Below are 16,870 nucleotides of genomic sequence, written 5' to 3' on the forward strand. Positions count from 1 at the left end.
TTGCCAGGCTTTTTTTGCTATTGAGATACCTGGACTGACAGTGATTAACAAGAAATGACAGTTGGAATGACATGGCATTCTCTATGCATCAAAACTTATGCGGATAGAAATTCACCGCCGGTTTTTTTCCCTCACTGATAGTTATATACCCGGAATTGTCAATACTAAACGTCACTCCCTCGCCCTGCTTCTCCGGCACATAAGGAAGTACCATTGCGGCCCTCGCCATCGCCGCCTCAACACTCTCCCCTGCGTTACGATGCCAGTAAAAGATCTGGTCCTTGTTTTTAATAACAATATGCCTCCCATCCTGCGAAATATCCCCCGCAGTTATCCACGTATAAGGGACTGTCCCTACTTTCTGAAACACAGCCCTGTCACCATCTTTAAAATCCAGGGACGCTTTATAAATCCCCACAGCCTTTTCCCGTTTGCTGACAATATAAAAGTATCTTCCGATAGGATCTACCATAAGCGTTTCCGCATCCCGTGGTCCATCAGCAAAAGCAACATGCAATACATCTGGTTTGACATTTTCTTTCTTCCCGGGTACCTGTACCGGCGCAGGAAAACGTAAAATGCGTGTACGCAGATCTATCTGGACATTGTTGCCAATGTCGCCGACATATACGTATTGTTTGTGTGGCATTGGGCCGGGACCTTCCGCAATATCTTCCCAGTCGCGGTTGAACACGCCTTCGAGGTGTATAGTGCTTACCAGCTGGCCCTTGTTATCCAGCAGGTAAACTTCGGGTTTATTGCCGCTGTCATTATGCGTCCAGAAATGAGCCGGCAGCGCTTTGCTGGCTGCAATGCCTGATGCCTCGGCAATAGCCGGCGACTGTACAATGCCGAGTACCACCGGTTGGACAGCCTCCGTCTGTTGGGCTTTCTTTTTCTTCTTATGTTTCTTCTTCTGTGCCGGCGCCGCGATTGCAATAGAAAGCATGATCAGCAGCAGGCTGCTAAGGCGAAAAGTCCGTTTACTCATTATACGATACTACGAAATAATGAGCATATAATCCGCGCAGCAATCCCGTCTGTAATGTTACCTTCCCGGGCCCGCAATTATGCTTTACTTCGAATTTATAAACGAGCAATTATGGTGATCAGTAGCGTGGGCATTAGTGTATCTTATTCCTGTAACTGATTACCCTGACCGCTAAGTCCCTGCAATACTGCCACTGACATATTAAATACAGGTAGTACTGATACGTGCGGTGCCCCGGAGATACTGAAGCCTGTACGGCTGCCGGTATTGACAGGGATGACGATGAACAGCTAAGGGCCTGGCTGCAGCTGAAAGACTAATCAATTAAAAAGCAGAGAAAAAAGAGACTCCGGTTTTGGAGTGTCTTTTTTCATTTGTACTTTGTCCGTCCTGATCATTCAAAAAGAATCTATGAAAAGTTACAGGCACTTGATAAGTACAGCTTTTTTACTATTGGGAACGGTCACTGGTACCATGGCTCAACAGGGCAGGGTTAGCAATGTATCGTATGTAGATCCCACTATTGGGAGTGTAGGGCTCATATTGGAACCTACCCGTCCGGCTATGTACCTGCCTAACAGTATGGTAAGAGTATTTCCCGGGCGTAAAGACCAGCTGGATGATAAGATCAGCTTTTTCCCTTTAACCATCGCTTCCCACCGCCAGGAAAGCCTGTTCGGATTTCTGCCCATTTCCGGAGAGATCAATGATGATAACTGGCGGCAGTCCCGGGTATCTGACAGGGAGGAGACCTCGCCGTATAAATACAGTGTTTACCTGGATGATGCTGACAATGTGCGGTTCTCACCTACGGCGCGCAGTGGTTATTTTAGTATCCGTTTTGCAGGCAATACCCCTCATCAGCTGCGGTTCAGCATTCTGAATGATGAAGGCGAACTATCTGTCAGCGGAAAGCGTGTGATCACCGGGAAAGAGAATTTCAGTGGCATGAGCGCTTATTTCTATGCGGAGCTGAACACAGATATTACAGGTTCAAGTTACCGCGGCGAGAATAAACATCTGTTTGTAGCAACAGGCAATAAGACCCAGCAGGTGGATGTGCGTTACGGTATTTCCTTCGTAAGTATAGAACAGGCGAAGGCTAATCTGCAGAAAGAAATTCCCGGATGGGACATTACTGCTGTTACTGACAAGGCATTCCAGGCCTGGGATAAGGTGCTGGGGCAGATCAATGTGAAAGGTGGTACACCAGCCCAGAAAAGGGTGTTCTATACCTCTCTGTACCGCTCATATGAGCGGATGGTGAACATCAATGAATATGGCAAATATTACAGCGCTTACGATCACCAGGTGCATACTTCCGACAAACCTTTTTATGTGGACAACTGGCTGTGGGATACTTACATTGCCCTGGAGCCATTACAGACCTTGCTGAATCCGGCTATGGAAGCAGATAAGATCCGTTCGTATGTAACCATGTATGAACAGAGTGGCTGGATGCCTTCCTTCTCTATATTGTGGGGTGACAATCCCTGTATGACGGGCAATCATGCAGCTGCCTGGATGGCGGACGCCTGGTTCAAAGGTATCAGGAACTTTGATATAGCCAAGGCTTATGAAGGACTGAAAAAGAACTCCCTGCAGGCTACCCTGCTGCCCTGGAGGAATGGTCCTGCCACTTCGCTGGATTCTTTTTACAATGAGCATGGATATATGCCAGCATTGAAACCCGGAGAGAAGGAAACCGTAAAGGAGGTGCATGGCTTTGAGCGCCGTCAGGCAGTAGCAGTAACGCTGGAAAACAGTTATGACGACTGGTGTATTGCCCAGCTGGCGAAAGCTGCAGGAAAACCTGAAGATACGGCCCTGTTCCTGAAACGGGCTTCCAACTATAAGCATGTATATCGTGCAGACCGCGGGTTTATGTGGCCGAAAGATGCGGACGGCAACTGGATAGAGCCTTTCGATCCTAAATTTTCCGGTGGCCAGGGAGGACGTGATTATTTCACAGAGAACAATGCCTATACGTATAACTGGGATGTGAAACACGACCTGCATGGCCTGTTTGAACTGATGGGCGGCCGTGCAAAGGCGGAAGAGAAACTGGACCAGTTATTCCGCGAGAACCTGGGGCGCAGCAAATACCAGTTATGGTATACTTTCCCGGATGCAACGGGCCTGGTTGGACAGTTTGTAATGGGAAATGAACCCAGCTTCCACATTCCTTACCTGTACAACTATATGGGAGCTCCATGGAAAACACAGAAACGCATCCGCATGTTGCTGGATACCTGGTATACAGACAACCTGTTCGGTATTCCCGGCGATGAAGATGGTGGCGGTATGACGGCTTTCGTGGTGTTTTCCATGATGGGATTTTGCCCTGTAACGCCGGGTGTGCCGGTATATAACATTGGCAGTCCTGTGTTTGAAGAAGTAACTATCAGACTGTCGAACGGAAAAATATTCACTGTATCTGCACCAGGCAGTTCTGCGAAGAACAAATACATCCAGCAGGCGTCATTGAACGGTCAGTCGTTGAATGTGCCCTGGTTTACACATGAGGCCTTGTTGAAAGGAGGAGTACTGAAATTAGTGATGGGAGAAGCGCCTAATAAACAATGGGGTAGTGGGGAGCAGGCCGCGCCGCCTTCTTCTTTGAAGTACAGGCCGGAGTAGGTTTTTGAGCGGATCAGGAATGAATCAACAGGTTCATTCCTGATCTTCCTTCCGGAAAAGCCTACAGTTCGTCCTGGATATGGAGACCCAGTTTTTTAATGGCCTCCTCGTTCCGTTTATAGAGTGTCCATTGCCCCAGGCGGGTAGCTATCAGCAGGTCGGCCCGCTGTAGCATAGACAAATATTCAGATACTGTGGATTGTGTCAGCCCCGACTTCTGCTGAATATGGCCCACACACACGCCAGTCTTGCTGAAATCACCGCATTCCTGTTTAGGGAAATGCTTTTCCGGTTCCTTCAGCCAGGCTAATATTTCTAACCTTTTTTTGTTGGATAAGGCTTTAAAAACTTCAACTTGATCCATACTGCAAAGGTATCGGAATTATCCGATTTAATAGGATCGGCGTTTCATAATGGTTATATAATGTTTTTATAACAATAATTTCTTTTATCTTACTGTTTTATAGATAATTTATTATGGATCTGTTTCAATATAAGAATGGGGTGCTGTATTGTGAGGATGTGCCGGTGAATAGTTTGCCGGAGAGAGGGCTTCCTACGCCTTTTTACCTGTATTCAGCGAATACCTTAAAGACGCACTATCAGAAGATATACGGGATCTTTGAGCAATTGCAGCCTATGATCTGCTTTTCTGTGAAATCGAGCAATAATGTACACCTGCTGAACGAACTGGCTGCCCTGGGCGCGGGGATGGATATTGTGAGCGGAGGGGAGTTGTTTGTAGTAAAACAAAGTAACGCGGACCTTTCAAAGGTAGTGTTTGCTGGCGTGGGTAAATCAGACGAAGAGATCACGGAGGCGATCCTGAGTGAAGTCGGTTTTATTAATATCGAATCAGAGCAGGAGCTGGCAAGGGTGCAGGAACTGGCCGGTGAATTGAAAAGAGAGGTGAATGTGCTGATCCGCATACTGCCGGATGTGCTGGATGAGAAAACGAATGAAAAGACCCGTACCGGTCATAAAGGCGCTAAATTCGGTATTGACTACGCCAATGTGGAAGCGCTGATAGAAGAGAATGCTGATCATCCTTATGTGAAGATCAGAGGTCTGCATTCCCATATTGGTTCACCTATCTCTTCCTATACCTTCTATGTGACGGCGATTCGTAAAATGGTGGAGCTGGTAGAGGTATTAAAGCGTAAAAATATCCGGCTGGATGTACTGAATATTGGCGGTGGTTTCCCAGCCAATTATATGGATAATGATAATTTTTCCTGGGAGAGCTTTGCCGGTCCGATCACTGAGTTGCTGGAACCCTATGTGAAAAATGAAGGCTTCAAAATCATCCTGGAGCCAGGACGTTCTATTTCTGCGAATGCAGGGATCATGGTCTGTAAGGTGTTGTATGTAAAACAGTCGGGCGATAAAAACATTGTTATCCTGGATGGTGGTATGACGGAGTTGATCCGCCCTGCCATGTATAATGCTTTTCATTTTATATGGCCGGTAAAGCCGCAGGCAGCGCATATGCTGACTAACCGTAATTACCCGGTGCCGCAGGAAGGACTGATCACTTATGATGTGGTGGGACCAATCTGTGAATCGTCCGATTATCTGGCGAAAGAAAGACCTTTGCCGGCTTTGCAGCAGGGCGATTATGTAGCCGTATTTACAGTAGGTGCTTATGGCATGGTAATGGCAAGTAATTATAACCTCCATGTAAGACCAGCAGAGATCATGGTCGACAAAGATAAAATATACGTTATCAGGGAGCGCGAAACACAGCAGGACCTGGTAAGGAAAATGATCAGACACGAACTGTAAACGTTTATTTACCTATGACTAAGGAAGAGTACAAAAAGTTATTCAATGAAGACGATGCAGTAGGATGGCTGGCAATAGACAAACAACTGGAAAGCATCTATGGAACACAGGAGCCTAGGCATTATGCTCCGCCCTTACATTTTGCGATAGGAGGTGAAGACCCCATTGACGGAACCAGCATCTATGAGAGTGAAAAGCAGATCCCGCACCTGCACCTGGTCAGCTATGGTATGTCGCAGCTGTATTATGATGAAGAGCAGGCGGGTGGTGAATTCAGTAAATGGGGATTTGAATTTACTTTCAGGATCAAGCCTTTTGCGGAAGATAATGGCGATCCTACATGGGCTATACAGGTCATGAACAACCTGGCGCGTTATGTATTTGAAAGCAAACGCTGGTTTGAGCCCTATCATTTTGTTCCTGCGAATGGACCTATCAGGCTGGAAACCGCTACCGATATCGTCGGGCTGGCATTCGTTCCTGATCCTGAACTGGGCGCTATTCAGACGCCTCACGGAGAAGTGACCTTTCTGCAGATGGTAGGATTGACCACCAAAGAAGTGGAACGCCTGCTGGCTAAACCACAGACAAGTGAAGTAGAGAAACTGATCAACGAGATGCGTGGCAACAATCCGTTGCTGATCACAGATCTTGACAGGGTAGACTAATTAAATAGCATATAAAGCAAGGGGAGACTGCTCATACTGATGGGTAGTCTCCCTTGCTTTTATAGCATGTTGTTATAATCTATACAACAACATTCTTTTCCTGCCTGGTAAACGGCAGGTGTTTCTTTTCGTAAGGGCTCTTTTTAGGTGTTGCCGTAATACCTTCCAAAGCGCTGTTCTGTGGCAATGTGATGCTCCAGAAATAATTGGCGTTTTCTGCCGTGGTCAGGTACAACACGCTGTAGAGTATACTATCATATGGTAACATCCATTGGTCCCAGTCTACATTGACGAAGTATACTTCGTCGCCATAGTGGATATCTGTTCCATCGGAAGTATCTCTTTTGTACACATACCATGCTGTTTTATCATTGCTGTCATCATCGTAATACAGAGACTTCCTGCTAAATGCGCCCAGCTGGTTTTTATCGCCTACGCTGCTTTCTGTGGTAAGGATGCGCAACATATCGCCATGAGAGAGATTATTGCCCTGAGTGGTCAGGGGATAGAACTGCAGTACCACAGGCGTATCATTACTCATATATGGGTAATCCTTGTACTCCGGCCCGATGAACTGTCCATCCTGCGAAAGGAGGTAGATGCCGGTGTTGTAAGGCACCTGTACTTCTGATGCCGCCGGAAGGCTGTACTGCTCCTGGTACAATTGAGTAGCTTCGGGATTATCAGGTGGATTATCTCCCCAGGAAGGATACTGGTAGTACGTGGTTGTAACAGGGTCGGTAGGGTTCGTTCTACCGCTGAAATCAATGATCGCGTAGGCATGATTGTAATAGGTTACCCCATTCAGATCAGCGTTGGTGGAGAGTTCTATCGGATTGCCAGTTTCCGGGTCAATGAAATTTTTGATATCCGGATAGTTCACTACATAAGGATTGGAGGATGTAAGTTCTTCGAATGCACTGCAGCCCACCAGTCGTCCTTTGGATAGTCCCAGCAGATCATTTTCAAACATCACGAAGTTGTGTTCATGTCCCCATATCCAGGCGGCTATTTTCGGGAAATAGGGGAGGAAGGTCTGGTAGAGATAGGGGTTCTGTGAAGGCAATGCGCTGAAATCGGATAAGGCACCGTTGATCTTGGCATTGTTCGAGAACAGCTGGTGATGGGAAAGCAGGATGGTAGCTCCACCGAAGTTGTTCAGCTTATCCTGGTGCCATTCTATCTCATTCTGTTGCAGCCAGGGGCCTGCATAGAGCGGGTCTGCCTGATCGGCAGGGTTGCTGTCGTTATAGCCGGTATCCATTCCCAGGAATTGCCATCCACCATCTTCTGTACGCAGGCAGAAATAACTGGCAGGCTGAAAGGCAGCTGTTCCTATCTCGCTGTTCAGGTCATAGACCATGCTATAGTATCCCCATCCCAGCGAGTAATAATCGTGGTTGCCGGGAATAGTGAAAACCGGAACGGGATCTTTTTCTGCGATATCAAAAGCGCTTTTAATAACGGCTGAGAAATTGTTGATACATTCTTCAGGAGTACCGGAGTAATAGATATCTCCGAGGTGAATGATACAATGGGGGTCATGCTTTTGGATGATATCTACCAGCAAGGCCTGCGCATCTGCCAGCCCGGTGCCCCAGTCGCCGATGATGGCGACTCTTGCGTCTGAAGGAAGGGAGAAGCCGTTGCCACCATTATTTTCATTGATGACGCTGTAAGTGGAGATATCTTCTCCCAATTCTTTCCAGTCATTGTAGGCGAAGACACCTCCATATTTTGCATAGTATTCCGCGAAAGTAAGAACACAGGAAGCGAAGCCAATGATATCCTTATCACTATACTTACGGTATTCTGTATCCAGGGCGGCGGCTCTTTGTACATCGCCTTCTACCAGGCATAGCGCTTTTTCGTAGGCCAGATGGGAGAGGTATACCGTCTGCTGGTCTGGATCAGTAAGGTCCAAAGTGTCTGGTCCGGGAGGTGTGCCCTTAGCCGTTAAGGTAACATGTTTTGCCGTAGCGGCGATTGCAGGATGTTTGAGCAGGTGATTGTGGCTGACCTTATTGCCGGTCAGTTCCAGTAGTTGGCGTACGCGTTGTGATACAACAGATTGCCAAAAGGACAGATTGGCATTGTGTACACGTACAAAATTTTGCAGAGACATAAAGCGGGTTTTAGGAATGATTAAATGTTTACGATCGAAAAGTGCGTAGTGTACCGTATGAATAAGTCAATTTCTTATTCATAAGATGTTAGTAACAGTGGCTATATGTCTCAGGAAGTGTGGGTATAAAATTGCGTAGTATCTACGTGACCTGAACAAATTTAAATAAAAAATTAACACCGCCTTATGGAATCTTTTTATTTCTTGCATCATTATAGAAATTTGTCGAATTGAAGTACTTCTCATGGACCTCAATGGTCATGTTTGTTAGCGGAGCGTTCCTTCTGTTCTGGCATTATCTTGAAGCCAGGAGCCTGCAACTGAGACCGGCAGTTCGTTATGAAACTGTAGGGCAGATACCATTGCCTGCGGGGTATAAACGGGTATCGCCGGAAGCGGGTTCTTTTGGAGCGTGGTTGCGGGAGCTACGTTTGAAGACCAATAATACTGTATACCTCTATAACGGTGAAATTAAGCCAAATCAGTCAGCACAATTTGCTGTACTGGATGTTTCCGTGGGAAAGAAAGACCTGCAACAATGTGCGGATGCCGTGATCCGGTTATATGCAGAGTATATGTATAGTTCCCGGCGGTATACACAGATAGCGTTTCATGCTACTGATGGCACGCTGATGGATTATAACAGCTGGATGAAGGGATACCGCTTTCCTGTTAAGAACGGCCGTTTGCAGCGACAGTTGACAGGTATTGCTTGTCAGGGGCGGGATTGTTTTTATCAATATTTGCAGACGGTGTTTTCTTATGCGGGAACTTTATCCCTGAGTAAAGAGCTTGTAGCTGTTCCTTCGCCATCGGATATACAGGCGGGAGATGTGTTTATCCGTGGAGGTTCTCCGGGGCATGCGGTGCTTGTCATGGATATGGCGGTGAATACTGCAGGGCAGAAGGTATTTTTATTAGCGCAGAGTTATATGCCGGCGCAGGATATACATGTATTAAAGAATCCGGGTAATTCATTTCAGCCGTGGTATTATGTTGCGGGTGCCGGTAAGCTGCTGACTACGCCGGAATGGATCTTTAAATGGGATGAGTTGATGCGGTTCAGATAAAGACTGTCGTTTCCCTATACCATGCGACGCTGGTGAGCTGCTTCGGCATGCTTGCCAGCTTTTTTTCATCTGGGGTAGCGTCTGCAGGGTTTAGGGTAAGATGCTGGTTAGTGTGGAGTATTGGCGTCTGCACGGTTTGAAGTAGGATGCCGGTCGGCGCCTCTCCGGGCCGTTGGATTACTATTACACTTTATCAATCGTGTGGATGGAGAATCGCTGACAGGCTTTATCAATCGTATATCCGAAGAGCCGAAGGCCCGCCATTCCTACCTCAAACCGCTTTACGCTATTTTCCCCCAATTGATACCTTCTCTTCTCCATCTCTTTACGATTCAGCTGCTTCTGGTTTCCGTTTTTAGATAAGAAATTAAGGGTAGAATTGCTACATTTAGTTTTGTAAAGCAAAAAAACTTACATGAAACTTCCATGGAAGTTCAGTAGCTGAGGAAATAATAATGGTGAATGATAAATAGTGATCGTACAAAAATAATTCATAGAAGAACGCCGGAATCAGCGGCTATGGTGGCCAATGTTAAACGGGCTACAGCGATTACCGCTAAACTTAACTGCTTGACCTTCGATGATGCTGATGAAATCCGATCTTTGTTCAGCCAGCTCATTGAAAAGGAAGTGGATGAAAGCTTTTTATTGATCCCGCCATTTTTTACTGCCGGCGGAAATGAGATCCGTGTCGGACATAATGTGTTCATCAATCAGAACTGCACCTTTTATGATCTCGGCGGCCTTGATATTGGCGACGATGTTATGATCGGACCTAATGTAAGCATCATTGCCACAAGCCATCCTCTTGATCCTGTACAGAGACGCGCTGTTACAATCGGAAAGCCTGTTGTGATTGAAAGAAACGTTTGGATAGCTGCAGGAGCAACTATTATTGGAGGCGTGACCATAGGCGAAAACTCGGTTGTGGCCGCAGGCGCTGTAGTGACCAAAGATGTACCACCTGGTACACTGGTTGGAGGCAATCCGGCGAGGATCATTCGCGTTATTGGCAATGAGTAAATGCATGTGCGACGCGTGTGCGTGCAAGTACGTGTATATGCGCGTAAGATGGGTTGAGTGTGAGTATTGTCTTGTACTTTGAGTATTGCTTTTGTACTTATTGTAAATTTGAATACTTTGCATTAATGTAGCCCGTAACCCGGTCATTCAATCACCTATAAAACATTTCATGAAAACTTTAGTATTAATTTTCAGTGCCGTTTTTTCATCAACATTTTTATACGCTCAAAATAATCAGATGAAGTGGAATAACGAACCTAAGAAATGGTCAGGCGATGAAAAGAAACTGACCTGCACCATTGAACCCAACACAGATTTCTGGCGTGTGACACACTATGGTTTCATCCGCGATAATGGCCCTTTCTACTATAAAGAAATGACCGGCAACTTCGAGGCCAGCGTTAAGATCAGTGGTCATTACAAAGAACTATTCCACCAGGCCGGATTAATGGTGCGCATAGACGAAAAAAACTGGATCAAAACTGGGATAGAATATGTGGATGGTGTACAAAACGTAAGCGCCGTCGTGACCCGTGAGGTTTCCGACTGGTCAGTAGTGCCAAGACATGACAGTCCAGCCTCCATCTGGCTGAAATTGTTAAGGAAGGGCGATTACGTGGAGATAAAATATTCCTTCGATGGAGTGAAATACGATATGCTGCGTTTGGCCTATTTCCCGCCAAATGTAAAGGCAGGAATCGGTATCGTGGCTGCTGCTCCGGGTAAACAGAGTTTTGATGTAACGTATGAGAATTTTGAAGTGAAGGCTGTAGAATAGTTTGCAGATAAGACAAGATAATTGCAGGGGCTGCCTCATGTGTTATGAGGTGGCCTCTATGTTTTTAGCGGTATGCTTTTTTATGAAAATGGAATTATGTTGAAATCTTTCTGAATAGTGTGTGGTGGAACGGAGAGGTAGCCAAGCGTGGTTATAAATGTTTGGAAGCGTATGAAGCGTGTGGGGAAGGAGGGGATTGTGACCGACAGGCAGATTATAAGGCATAATGACGGATATATAGGGAAGTGAATACAGGTAATTTTTGCGTATTAATTTTTGCAGTATTACCTGTATTCACTATAGATTGATAGTTATCCGTTATTGGTTTTTGCTATTGTTGATAGCCTGGCGGAACATGTTCCTTTCCTGTTCAGGAATGTTCTGGCCATATTTCTCCAGGTAGGTGTTAGCCGCGGATGCATAATTTGACCAATCCTGTTTGTTAAATGTATACACTGTTTTCGCTCTCAGGAAGATCTCTTCACCTGGTTCACCGTAAGGTTTGATACTATTGGCGATTGCGTTCCAGTCAGGAGTATCTCCGCTTTTCTGCAGTACCGGGTCGATCACGTCTTTGAACACAATGTTCATCAGTTTAACAGTAACAGGCCTTTTTTCCAGTTTGGAATTGTTGGATTGTAACTGTTCCTGTAATACGCTGAAACCCTTATCCTTTGTACTGGAGGTGAACTGCAGAATGAGAGCCAGCTGTTCAGGTGTATAAGGGGCCTGTAAGGTAGCGATGTATGCGCCGCCCGCAATGTTGGCGCCGTTCTTATCGCCCGCCTGTTGTGCCATCATGGCCATTTTGAACAGGAATTCCGGATCGCGGCGGCCATTGATGTAGTCTTGTAGCATTTTGCTGTATACTTCTGCCGGATCAGTAAGATCAGCATTTTTAGCTGTTACCGCGGGAATGGCGCCCAGGTCAGGATTCAGCGGTGAATGGATCTTGCGCATCTGCTCAAAGGGGATCTTGATCACTTCACGGTCGTAGGTAAGCAGACCGTTCTGCTCTCCTTCCACATCAAATGGCTGTGTGTAGATAGAACCTGAAAGACCTTCTGCTTCCAGCAATTTCAGGTGCTGATTCATGATCGTGTATTTGGTGGCAAGGCCCGCTGCTTTCTCCTGGATATAACCCCATGCGCTACCGGTATTCCACTGATGTTCGGGAATGAATACACCGATACCGCCGAATTCACCAAGTACCCTTGCCTTGCCTGGTTCAGCAGGTGCATTCATCGGGTCTGGGTAGGAATGAACGTCCGTCATATCGGCACTTACCCAGGCGTTGGGAGATGGACTGCGAAGCTGTTCATTGACATATAACATTTCACCGGAGTGACCATTCACAATACGGGACGGATCTGTCGCCTTTACCCATTCGGTGATACGCTGCTGATCGTACGCGCCCCATTTTTCGTTAAAGATCACCCAGGTTGTAATAGAAGGGTTATTGTGCAGCTGCTCAAGTGTTTCTTTGGTCTCTTTCTCGTATTCCGCTTTAGCGCCTTCCGGCAGGCCCTGGTTAGGGTTTACGAAATCCTGCCATACCAGCATGCCCAATTTGTCGGCGTGATAATACCAACGGGCAGGTTCTATCTTGATGTGTTTGCGGATGGTGTTAAAGCCCATTGCTTTGATGGCTTCTATGTCGAATTTTAGCGCATTGTCGGTGGGGGCAGTATACAGCCCGTCGGGCCAGAAGCCCTGATCTAAGGTACCCAGGTTGAAGTAAGCCTGGTTGTTGAGGAAGATGCGGTCCACGCCTTTTTCATCTTTCTGAATAGCAATCTTACGCATACCGAAGTAGCTCTTTACCTGGTCTATGGTCTGGCCGCCTTTGGTAAGTTTTACGGTCAGGTCGTAGAGGAAAGGATTCGAAGGAGACCACAGCTTTGCGTTCTTTACAGGCAGTTTCAAGGCGCTTCCTGCCTTGCCTTTTATTTTGCTGACTTCAGCACCTGCATCGCTGGCAATGAGCTCAACATTTGTGCCCGCAGGGGCATTTACGGTAATATTCAGGACGCCTTTGTCAATGTCGGGTGTCATGACCAATCCGGAGATGTAGACAGCAGGCACTGTTTCCAGCCATACTGTCTGCCAGATTCCGGAGGTGGGGGTGTAGTAGATATTAGCCGGGTTGAGCACCTGTTTACCGTGTGGACCGATGCCTTCACTGGTAGGGTCAAACACCTTTACCACGATCTCGTTTTCGCCATCTTTCAGCGCGGAGGTAATATCCTGTGAGAACGCCTGGTAACCGCCGCTATGGCTGCCTGTTTCTTTGCCGTTCACATATACGGTGGCCTGCCAGTCAACGGCGCCAAAATGCAGCAATACGTGCTCGCCGTCTTTGAGGGCAGGTTTGGTAAAGGTGCGTTTATACCAGAGGTTTTCCGAGGGCTGTAAAGGCTTTTTTACGCCTGACAGGGCAGATTCCAGCGGGTAGGGAACGAGGATCTGTGCCTCATAGCCGGAAGGCATGGCTGCATCTTTAGGCGTGATGGTATAGCTCCACAGGCCATTCAGGTTTTGCCAGTTCTCCCTGACCATCTGCGGACGGGGATACTCAGGTAAAGCGTTGGTAGGGGAAACTTCCTTAGCCCAACGGGTCTTGATAGTTGTGGGCTGGACTTGCCAGTTGGTCTGCGCCATCAGGCCTTGACCAAGCACGACACTCAAAAAACATACACTAGCAGTCTTAGACAGGTTCATTGTTGTAAATGATTGGTTATTAATTGATTTATTGTGTTTTAGATAAGCTATCCTTGTCTGGTAATCGATTACGTCGTGGGTGGTAAAAGATCATCTTTGAGGTGTCACAAATTCAATAAGTATTTATTGGTAAAATGGTAACGTGCTGCCGTCTTTCTTCGGTGGAGATTGTTTTGGTCTTAACTTCCTTCTTTTGAGCTGTCTGGAATAAAGATATGGAAAATCACTGATAATCATTCTACTTTCATCACCGGGCTCCTTTTGCCAACGCCATTCTCATTGATGGGCTCAATGGAAAAATAGTAGGTGGTATTTTTATCGAGTGTCTTCAGGTAGTATTCAGAAGCGTTGTAAACCATGATGCTGGTATACAGCTTGTCGGGGGCAATGCCGTAATAGATGTTACAGGCGTAGGCATCGTTTGAGGGATACCATTTCAGCCAGGCATTCCGCTTGTCGGATTGCTGCCGGAGTACCATGAAGTTCTTTATTTCAGCGGGAGGGGTGCCATTGCCTTTGCCGAATACCCGTAGTCCGCTGATGGCGAATTTCCCATTGGCCATATGGATGTTCTCCAGTTTTATGAAACGGGTCCTGACAGGATGGGGAAGTTCTAAATAGTCGTGCGGGACATCGGTTTTATTCCGGCTTTTATCCACCAGTAATTTCCAGTTCCTGCCGTCAGCAGATTGCCATAGGCGGTATTGATGATAGATATCTGTGCGTTTACCCAATATGTCAGCATCCTGGTCGGCGTAGTTGATCTGGATCGCATTGACGGTAGATACTGCTCCCAGGTCGGTTTGAATCCATTCTCCGGTATTGGCGGTGGCGGCACACCAGTAAGTCTTTATGCTTTCGTCCACGGCGTTATTGGCATAATAAGCACCGTGGGTCGAAGATACAGTAACAGGGTGTTGATAATTCAGGAGCATCCAGCCGGTGAAATGTCCCTGTTCTTTTTCCGTAGGCAGGTAATAGGGATAATCCCCGAAGGCGGTATTGCAATAAAGAATATCGTCTTTATCAAATCCTGCAGGCCAGATGCCGATCCTTCTTTCAAAATTGTTTTTCACATTGATGACCATGGTGGAAACATGCCACCAATGATGGTATTTATCCTGGTAGGTAGCACCATGTCCTGCGCCGCGGATAAAGCCTCCCGCTTTATAACTGAAAGGGTTATGGGACTGGTAGGTAAAAGGCCCTAACGGGCGATCGCTGATATATACGCCATCTGCGTAACCGCTGAACTCTGTGCCGGGAGCGCCATACTGCAGGTAGTACCTGCCATTGTGTTTATTGACCCATGCACCTTCCATAAAGGGAGGCATGAAATTGTTGTCATTATATTCACCGAAACGCTCCCATCCATGTTGTTCATCGTGGAGTTTAATAAGGTCTTGCCGTTTTCCGATGGGTTGTAAAGTACGGCGGTCCACTTCCTGGCCATACAGCGGATAGGTGTTGCTGGAACCATGATAGAGATAGAGCCGGTTATCATCGTCAAGGAAAAAGGAAGGATCCCATGCACCAGCCTGGAAAGAGTCAACAGCTTCTTTCCAGTTGTCTGTCCTGGGATTGGTACTCATCCAAATGGGAAAGTTCTTTTCGTAGGTAGAGCCGATCACCAGTAACGTATCTCCCAAAACAAATACAGCGGGCGCGCAGAGTTCGTCATAAACTTTATGATAAGGTTTGAGAAATTTCCTGGGTACAAAATGCCAGTTGTACATATCGCTACTCCACCAGTAACCCCATTGGTTAGTGGAAAAGAGGTAGTAATCGCCTTTGAAAAGTGTGATAACGGGATCGGCTGTGGCACGGTGCCTGCCAGCTTCGGAGAAGTTGGGAATAGGCGTGAAGCCGTAGTCTATATTGATGGGATTGCAATATGTCTTTTGTTGGGCTTTGCCGGCGGTAGAATGTAGCAGCAGTATCGCAAATATGTATACTAAATTTTTCATCGGCCATTCTTTTCTCTGACCGAAATTAAGAAAAGGATATCGGCCGGGGATATATGGCGGAATAGAATATCTGTGGAGATAACAGCAGGGATGAAACAAATGTGAACCGGAACACGGGCTGTAAACCTGCATTCCGGTGGGTTAACCAATGGGATTGAAATGGCCGAACTGTTCTTTGAATGCATCAGCTGTGTTCTTCTTTTTTGAAGAATCATAGATAGCGAAAACGATGTGTTTAAATGCATGTTTGAAGGTCTCGTTCTTCAGCAGATGATGTGCAAACCAGGCAGCTACGTCTTCTGTACGGTTCCTGAATACGCCACAGCCCCAGGCGCCGAGTATCAGCGAGCTCTGTTGATTGGCTACAGCCACTGACAAGACATTTTCTATCCTGTTGAGCATCACGCTTTCAATTTTTGGCAGGCTGTCAGGTTCGTTGGTCATCAGCGCTCCTCTGTTCACAGCAGGAGATGTGATGATGGAAACCAGGTAGTGGTTGTCCGTCAGCTGATCGTTATCATCTCTGAAAACGGGTACTGAAGGCGAGTATATCATATGCTCGGTGTACAGGAGGCTTCTGTATGCCCTGTTCGTTTCATACATTTCAGCATGTTGCTTCAGCGTGGGATAGAGCCCGCTGGCCCTTGCCAGGCTTTCTTCCTGGGCCTGGGCACCTCCGAGGAAGCCGCCGCCGGGGTTTTTGGCAGAGGCGAAATTGAGGCAGCATACACTTTCTTCTCCTTCACTTACCACCAGTCTGCGCGCAGCAGCAAAAGTGCTTTCATCAGTTACTTCAATGCGGCAGTTGCCGGCAGGAATATCTTTCAACCGGGCGTCCCTTGCGATGAACACTTTTTCAAAGTCTTCGGGTTTGTAGTGAATAGTATTTTCTACAGCGTGTCTGAGGTCCTTACTGATATCCACCAATTCCTGTCGCTTGTTCCGGTACTGTCCTGCGGCCAGGATGTCCAGTGTTTCATAGGCAATAGCCACTCTTGCACTTTTGTTCATAGGGGTATATTTTGTTTGTGTTATTATGACGCAAAGTGAAAGTATTTTTATGAAACAGTCAAATTTTTTTTGTGGAAGTGAGCTTTGGGAA

13 protein-coding genes are annotated in these 16,870 nt (G+C 46.8%); 6 read left to right on the forward strand and 7 right to left on the reverse strand.

Annotated elements, in window-relative coordinates:
* Positions 1-88: 88 nt before the first annotated feature.
* A complete protein-coding gene (locus MYF79_RS08740) occupies positions 89-991 on the reverse strand; it encodes a hypothetical protein (protein ID WP_247813442.1) in 903 nt (300 codons plus the stop codon).
* A gap of 411 nt (positions 992-1,402) precedes the next feature.
* On the opposite strand from MYF79_RS08740, the gene MYF79_RS08745 reads away from it, so the two are divergent.
* Positions 1,403-3,631, forward strand: a complete 2,229-nt coding sequence (locus MYF79_RS08745) for a GH92 family glycosyl hydrolase (protein ID WP_247813443.1) — start codon at positions 1,403-1,405, stop codon at positions 3,629-3,631.
* Between the two features lie 61 nt (positions 3,632-3,692).
* Here the strand turns inward: MYF79_RS08745 and MYF79_RS08750 are convergent, their stop codons facing one another.
* Positions 3,693-3,995, reverse strand: a complete 303-nt coding sequence (locus tag MYF79_RS08750; RefSeq protein WP_247813444.1) for an ArsR/SmtB family transcription factor — start codon at positions 3,993-3,995, stop codon at positions 3,693-3,695.
* Positions 3,996-4,108: 113 nt separating this feature from the next.
* Here MYF79_RS08750 and lysA point away from each other — a divergent pair, with 113 nt between their 5' ends.
* Positions 4,109-5,416, forward strand: a complete 1,308-nt coding sequence (gene lysA, locus MYF79_RS08755) for a diaminopimelate decarboxylase (protein WP_247813445.1) — start codon at positions 4,109-4,111, stop codon at positions 5,414-5,416.
* A gap of 14 nt (positions 5,417-5,430) precedes the next feature.
* Positions 5,431-6,084: a suppressor of fused domain protein gene (locus MYF79_RS08760; protein ID WP_247813446.1), complete on the forward strand. Its 654-nt coding sequence runs from the start codon at positions 5,431-5,433 to the stop codon at positions 6,082-6,084.
* Between the two features lie 79 nt (positions 6,085-6,163).
* Here MYF79_RS08760 and MYF79_RS08765 read toward each other — a convergent pair whose 3' ends face one another.
* A complete protein-coding gene (locus MYF79_RS08765; protein ID WP_247813447.1) occupies positions 6,164-8,209 on the reverse strand; it encodes a metallophosphoesterase family protein in 2,046 nt (681 codons plus the stop codon).
* A gap of 230 nt (positions 8,210-8,439) precedes the next feature.
* On the opposite strand from MYF79_RS08765, the gene MYF79_RS08770 reads away from it, so the two are divergent.
* Positions 8,440-9,279, forward strand: a complete 840-nt coding sequence (locus MYF79_RS08770) for a DUF4846 domain-containing protein (protein ID WP_247813448.1) — start codon at positions 8,440-8,442, stop codon at positions 9,277-9,279.
* 183 nt (positions 9,280-9,462) lie between these two features.
* Here the strand turns inward: MYF79_RS08770 and MYF79_RS08775 are convergent, their stop codons facing one another.
* Positions 9,463-9,600 carry a hypothetical protein gene (locus tag MYF79_RS08775; protein WP_247813449.1) on the reverse strand — a complete coding sequence of 46 codons (138 nt, stop codon included), beginning with the start codon at positions 9,598-9,600 and terminating at the stop codon, positions 9,463-9,465.
* A gap of 141 nt (positions 9,601-9,741) precedes the next feature.
* On the opposite strand from MYF79_RS08775, the gene MYF79_RS08780 reads away from it, so the two are divergent.
* Complete coding sequence (locus tag MYF79_RS08780) at positions 9,742-10,302, forward strand: sugar O-acetyltransferase (RefSeq protein ID WP_247813450.1); 561 nt, start codon at positions 9,742-9,744, stop codon at positions 10,300-10,302.
* A gap of 238 nt (positions 10,303-10,540) precedes the next feature.
* A complete protein-coding gene (locus MYF79_RS08785) occupies positions 10,541-11,080 on the forward strand; it encodes a DUF1349 domain-containing protein (protein WP_089835125.1) in 540 nt (179 codons plus the stop codon).
* Between the two features lie 318 nt (positions 11,081-11,398).
* Here MYF79_RS08785 and MYF79_RS08790 read toward each other — a convergent pair whose 3' ends face one another.
* The 3 genes from MYF79_RS08790 to MYF79_RS08800 form a co-directional block, all read right to left on the reverse strand.
* Positions 11,399-13,801, reverse strand: a complete 2,403-nt coding sequence (locus MYF79_RS08790) for a glycoside hydrolase family 2 protein (protein ID WP_247813451.1) — start codon at positions 13,799-13,801, stop codon at positions 11,399-11,401.
* 233 nt (positions 13,802-14,034) lie between these two features.
* The gene (locus MYF79_RS08795) at positions 14,035-15,768 is read right to left on the reverse strand and encodes a family 43 glycosylhydrolase (RefSeq protein WP_247813452.1); all 1,734 of its coding nucleotides are present in this window, start codon (positions 15,766-15,768) and stop codon (positions 14,035-14,037) included.
* A 141-nt stretch (positions 15,769-15,909) separates the two neighbouring features.
* Positions 15,910-16,779 carry a TIGR02452 family protein gene (locus MYF79_RS08800; RefSeq protein WP_247813453.1) on the reverse strand — a complete coding sequence of 290 codons (870 nt, stop codon included), beginning with the start codon at positions 16,777-16,779 and terminating at the stop codon, positions 15,910-15,912.
* Between the last annotated feature and the right edge of the window lie 91 nt (positions 16,780-16,870).

This window comes from Chitinophaga filiformis, assembly GCF_023100805.1.
In the GTDB taxonomy this organism is placed as follows: Bacteria; Bacteroidota; Bacteroidia; order Chitinophagales; family Chitinophagaceae; genus Chitinophaga; species Chitinophaga filiformis_B.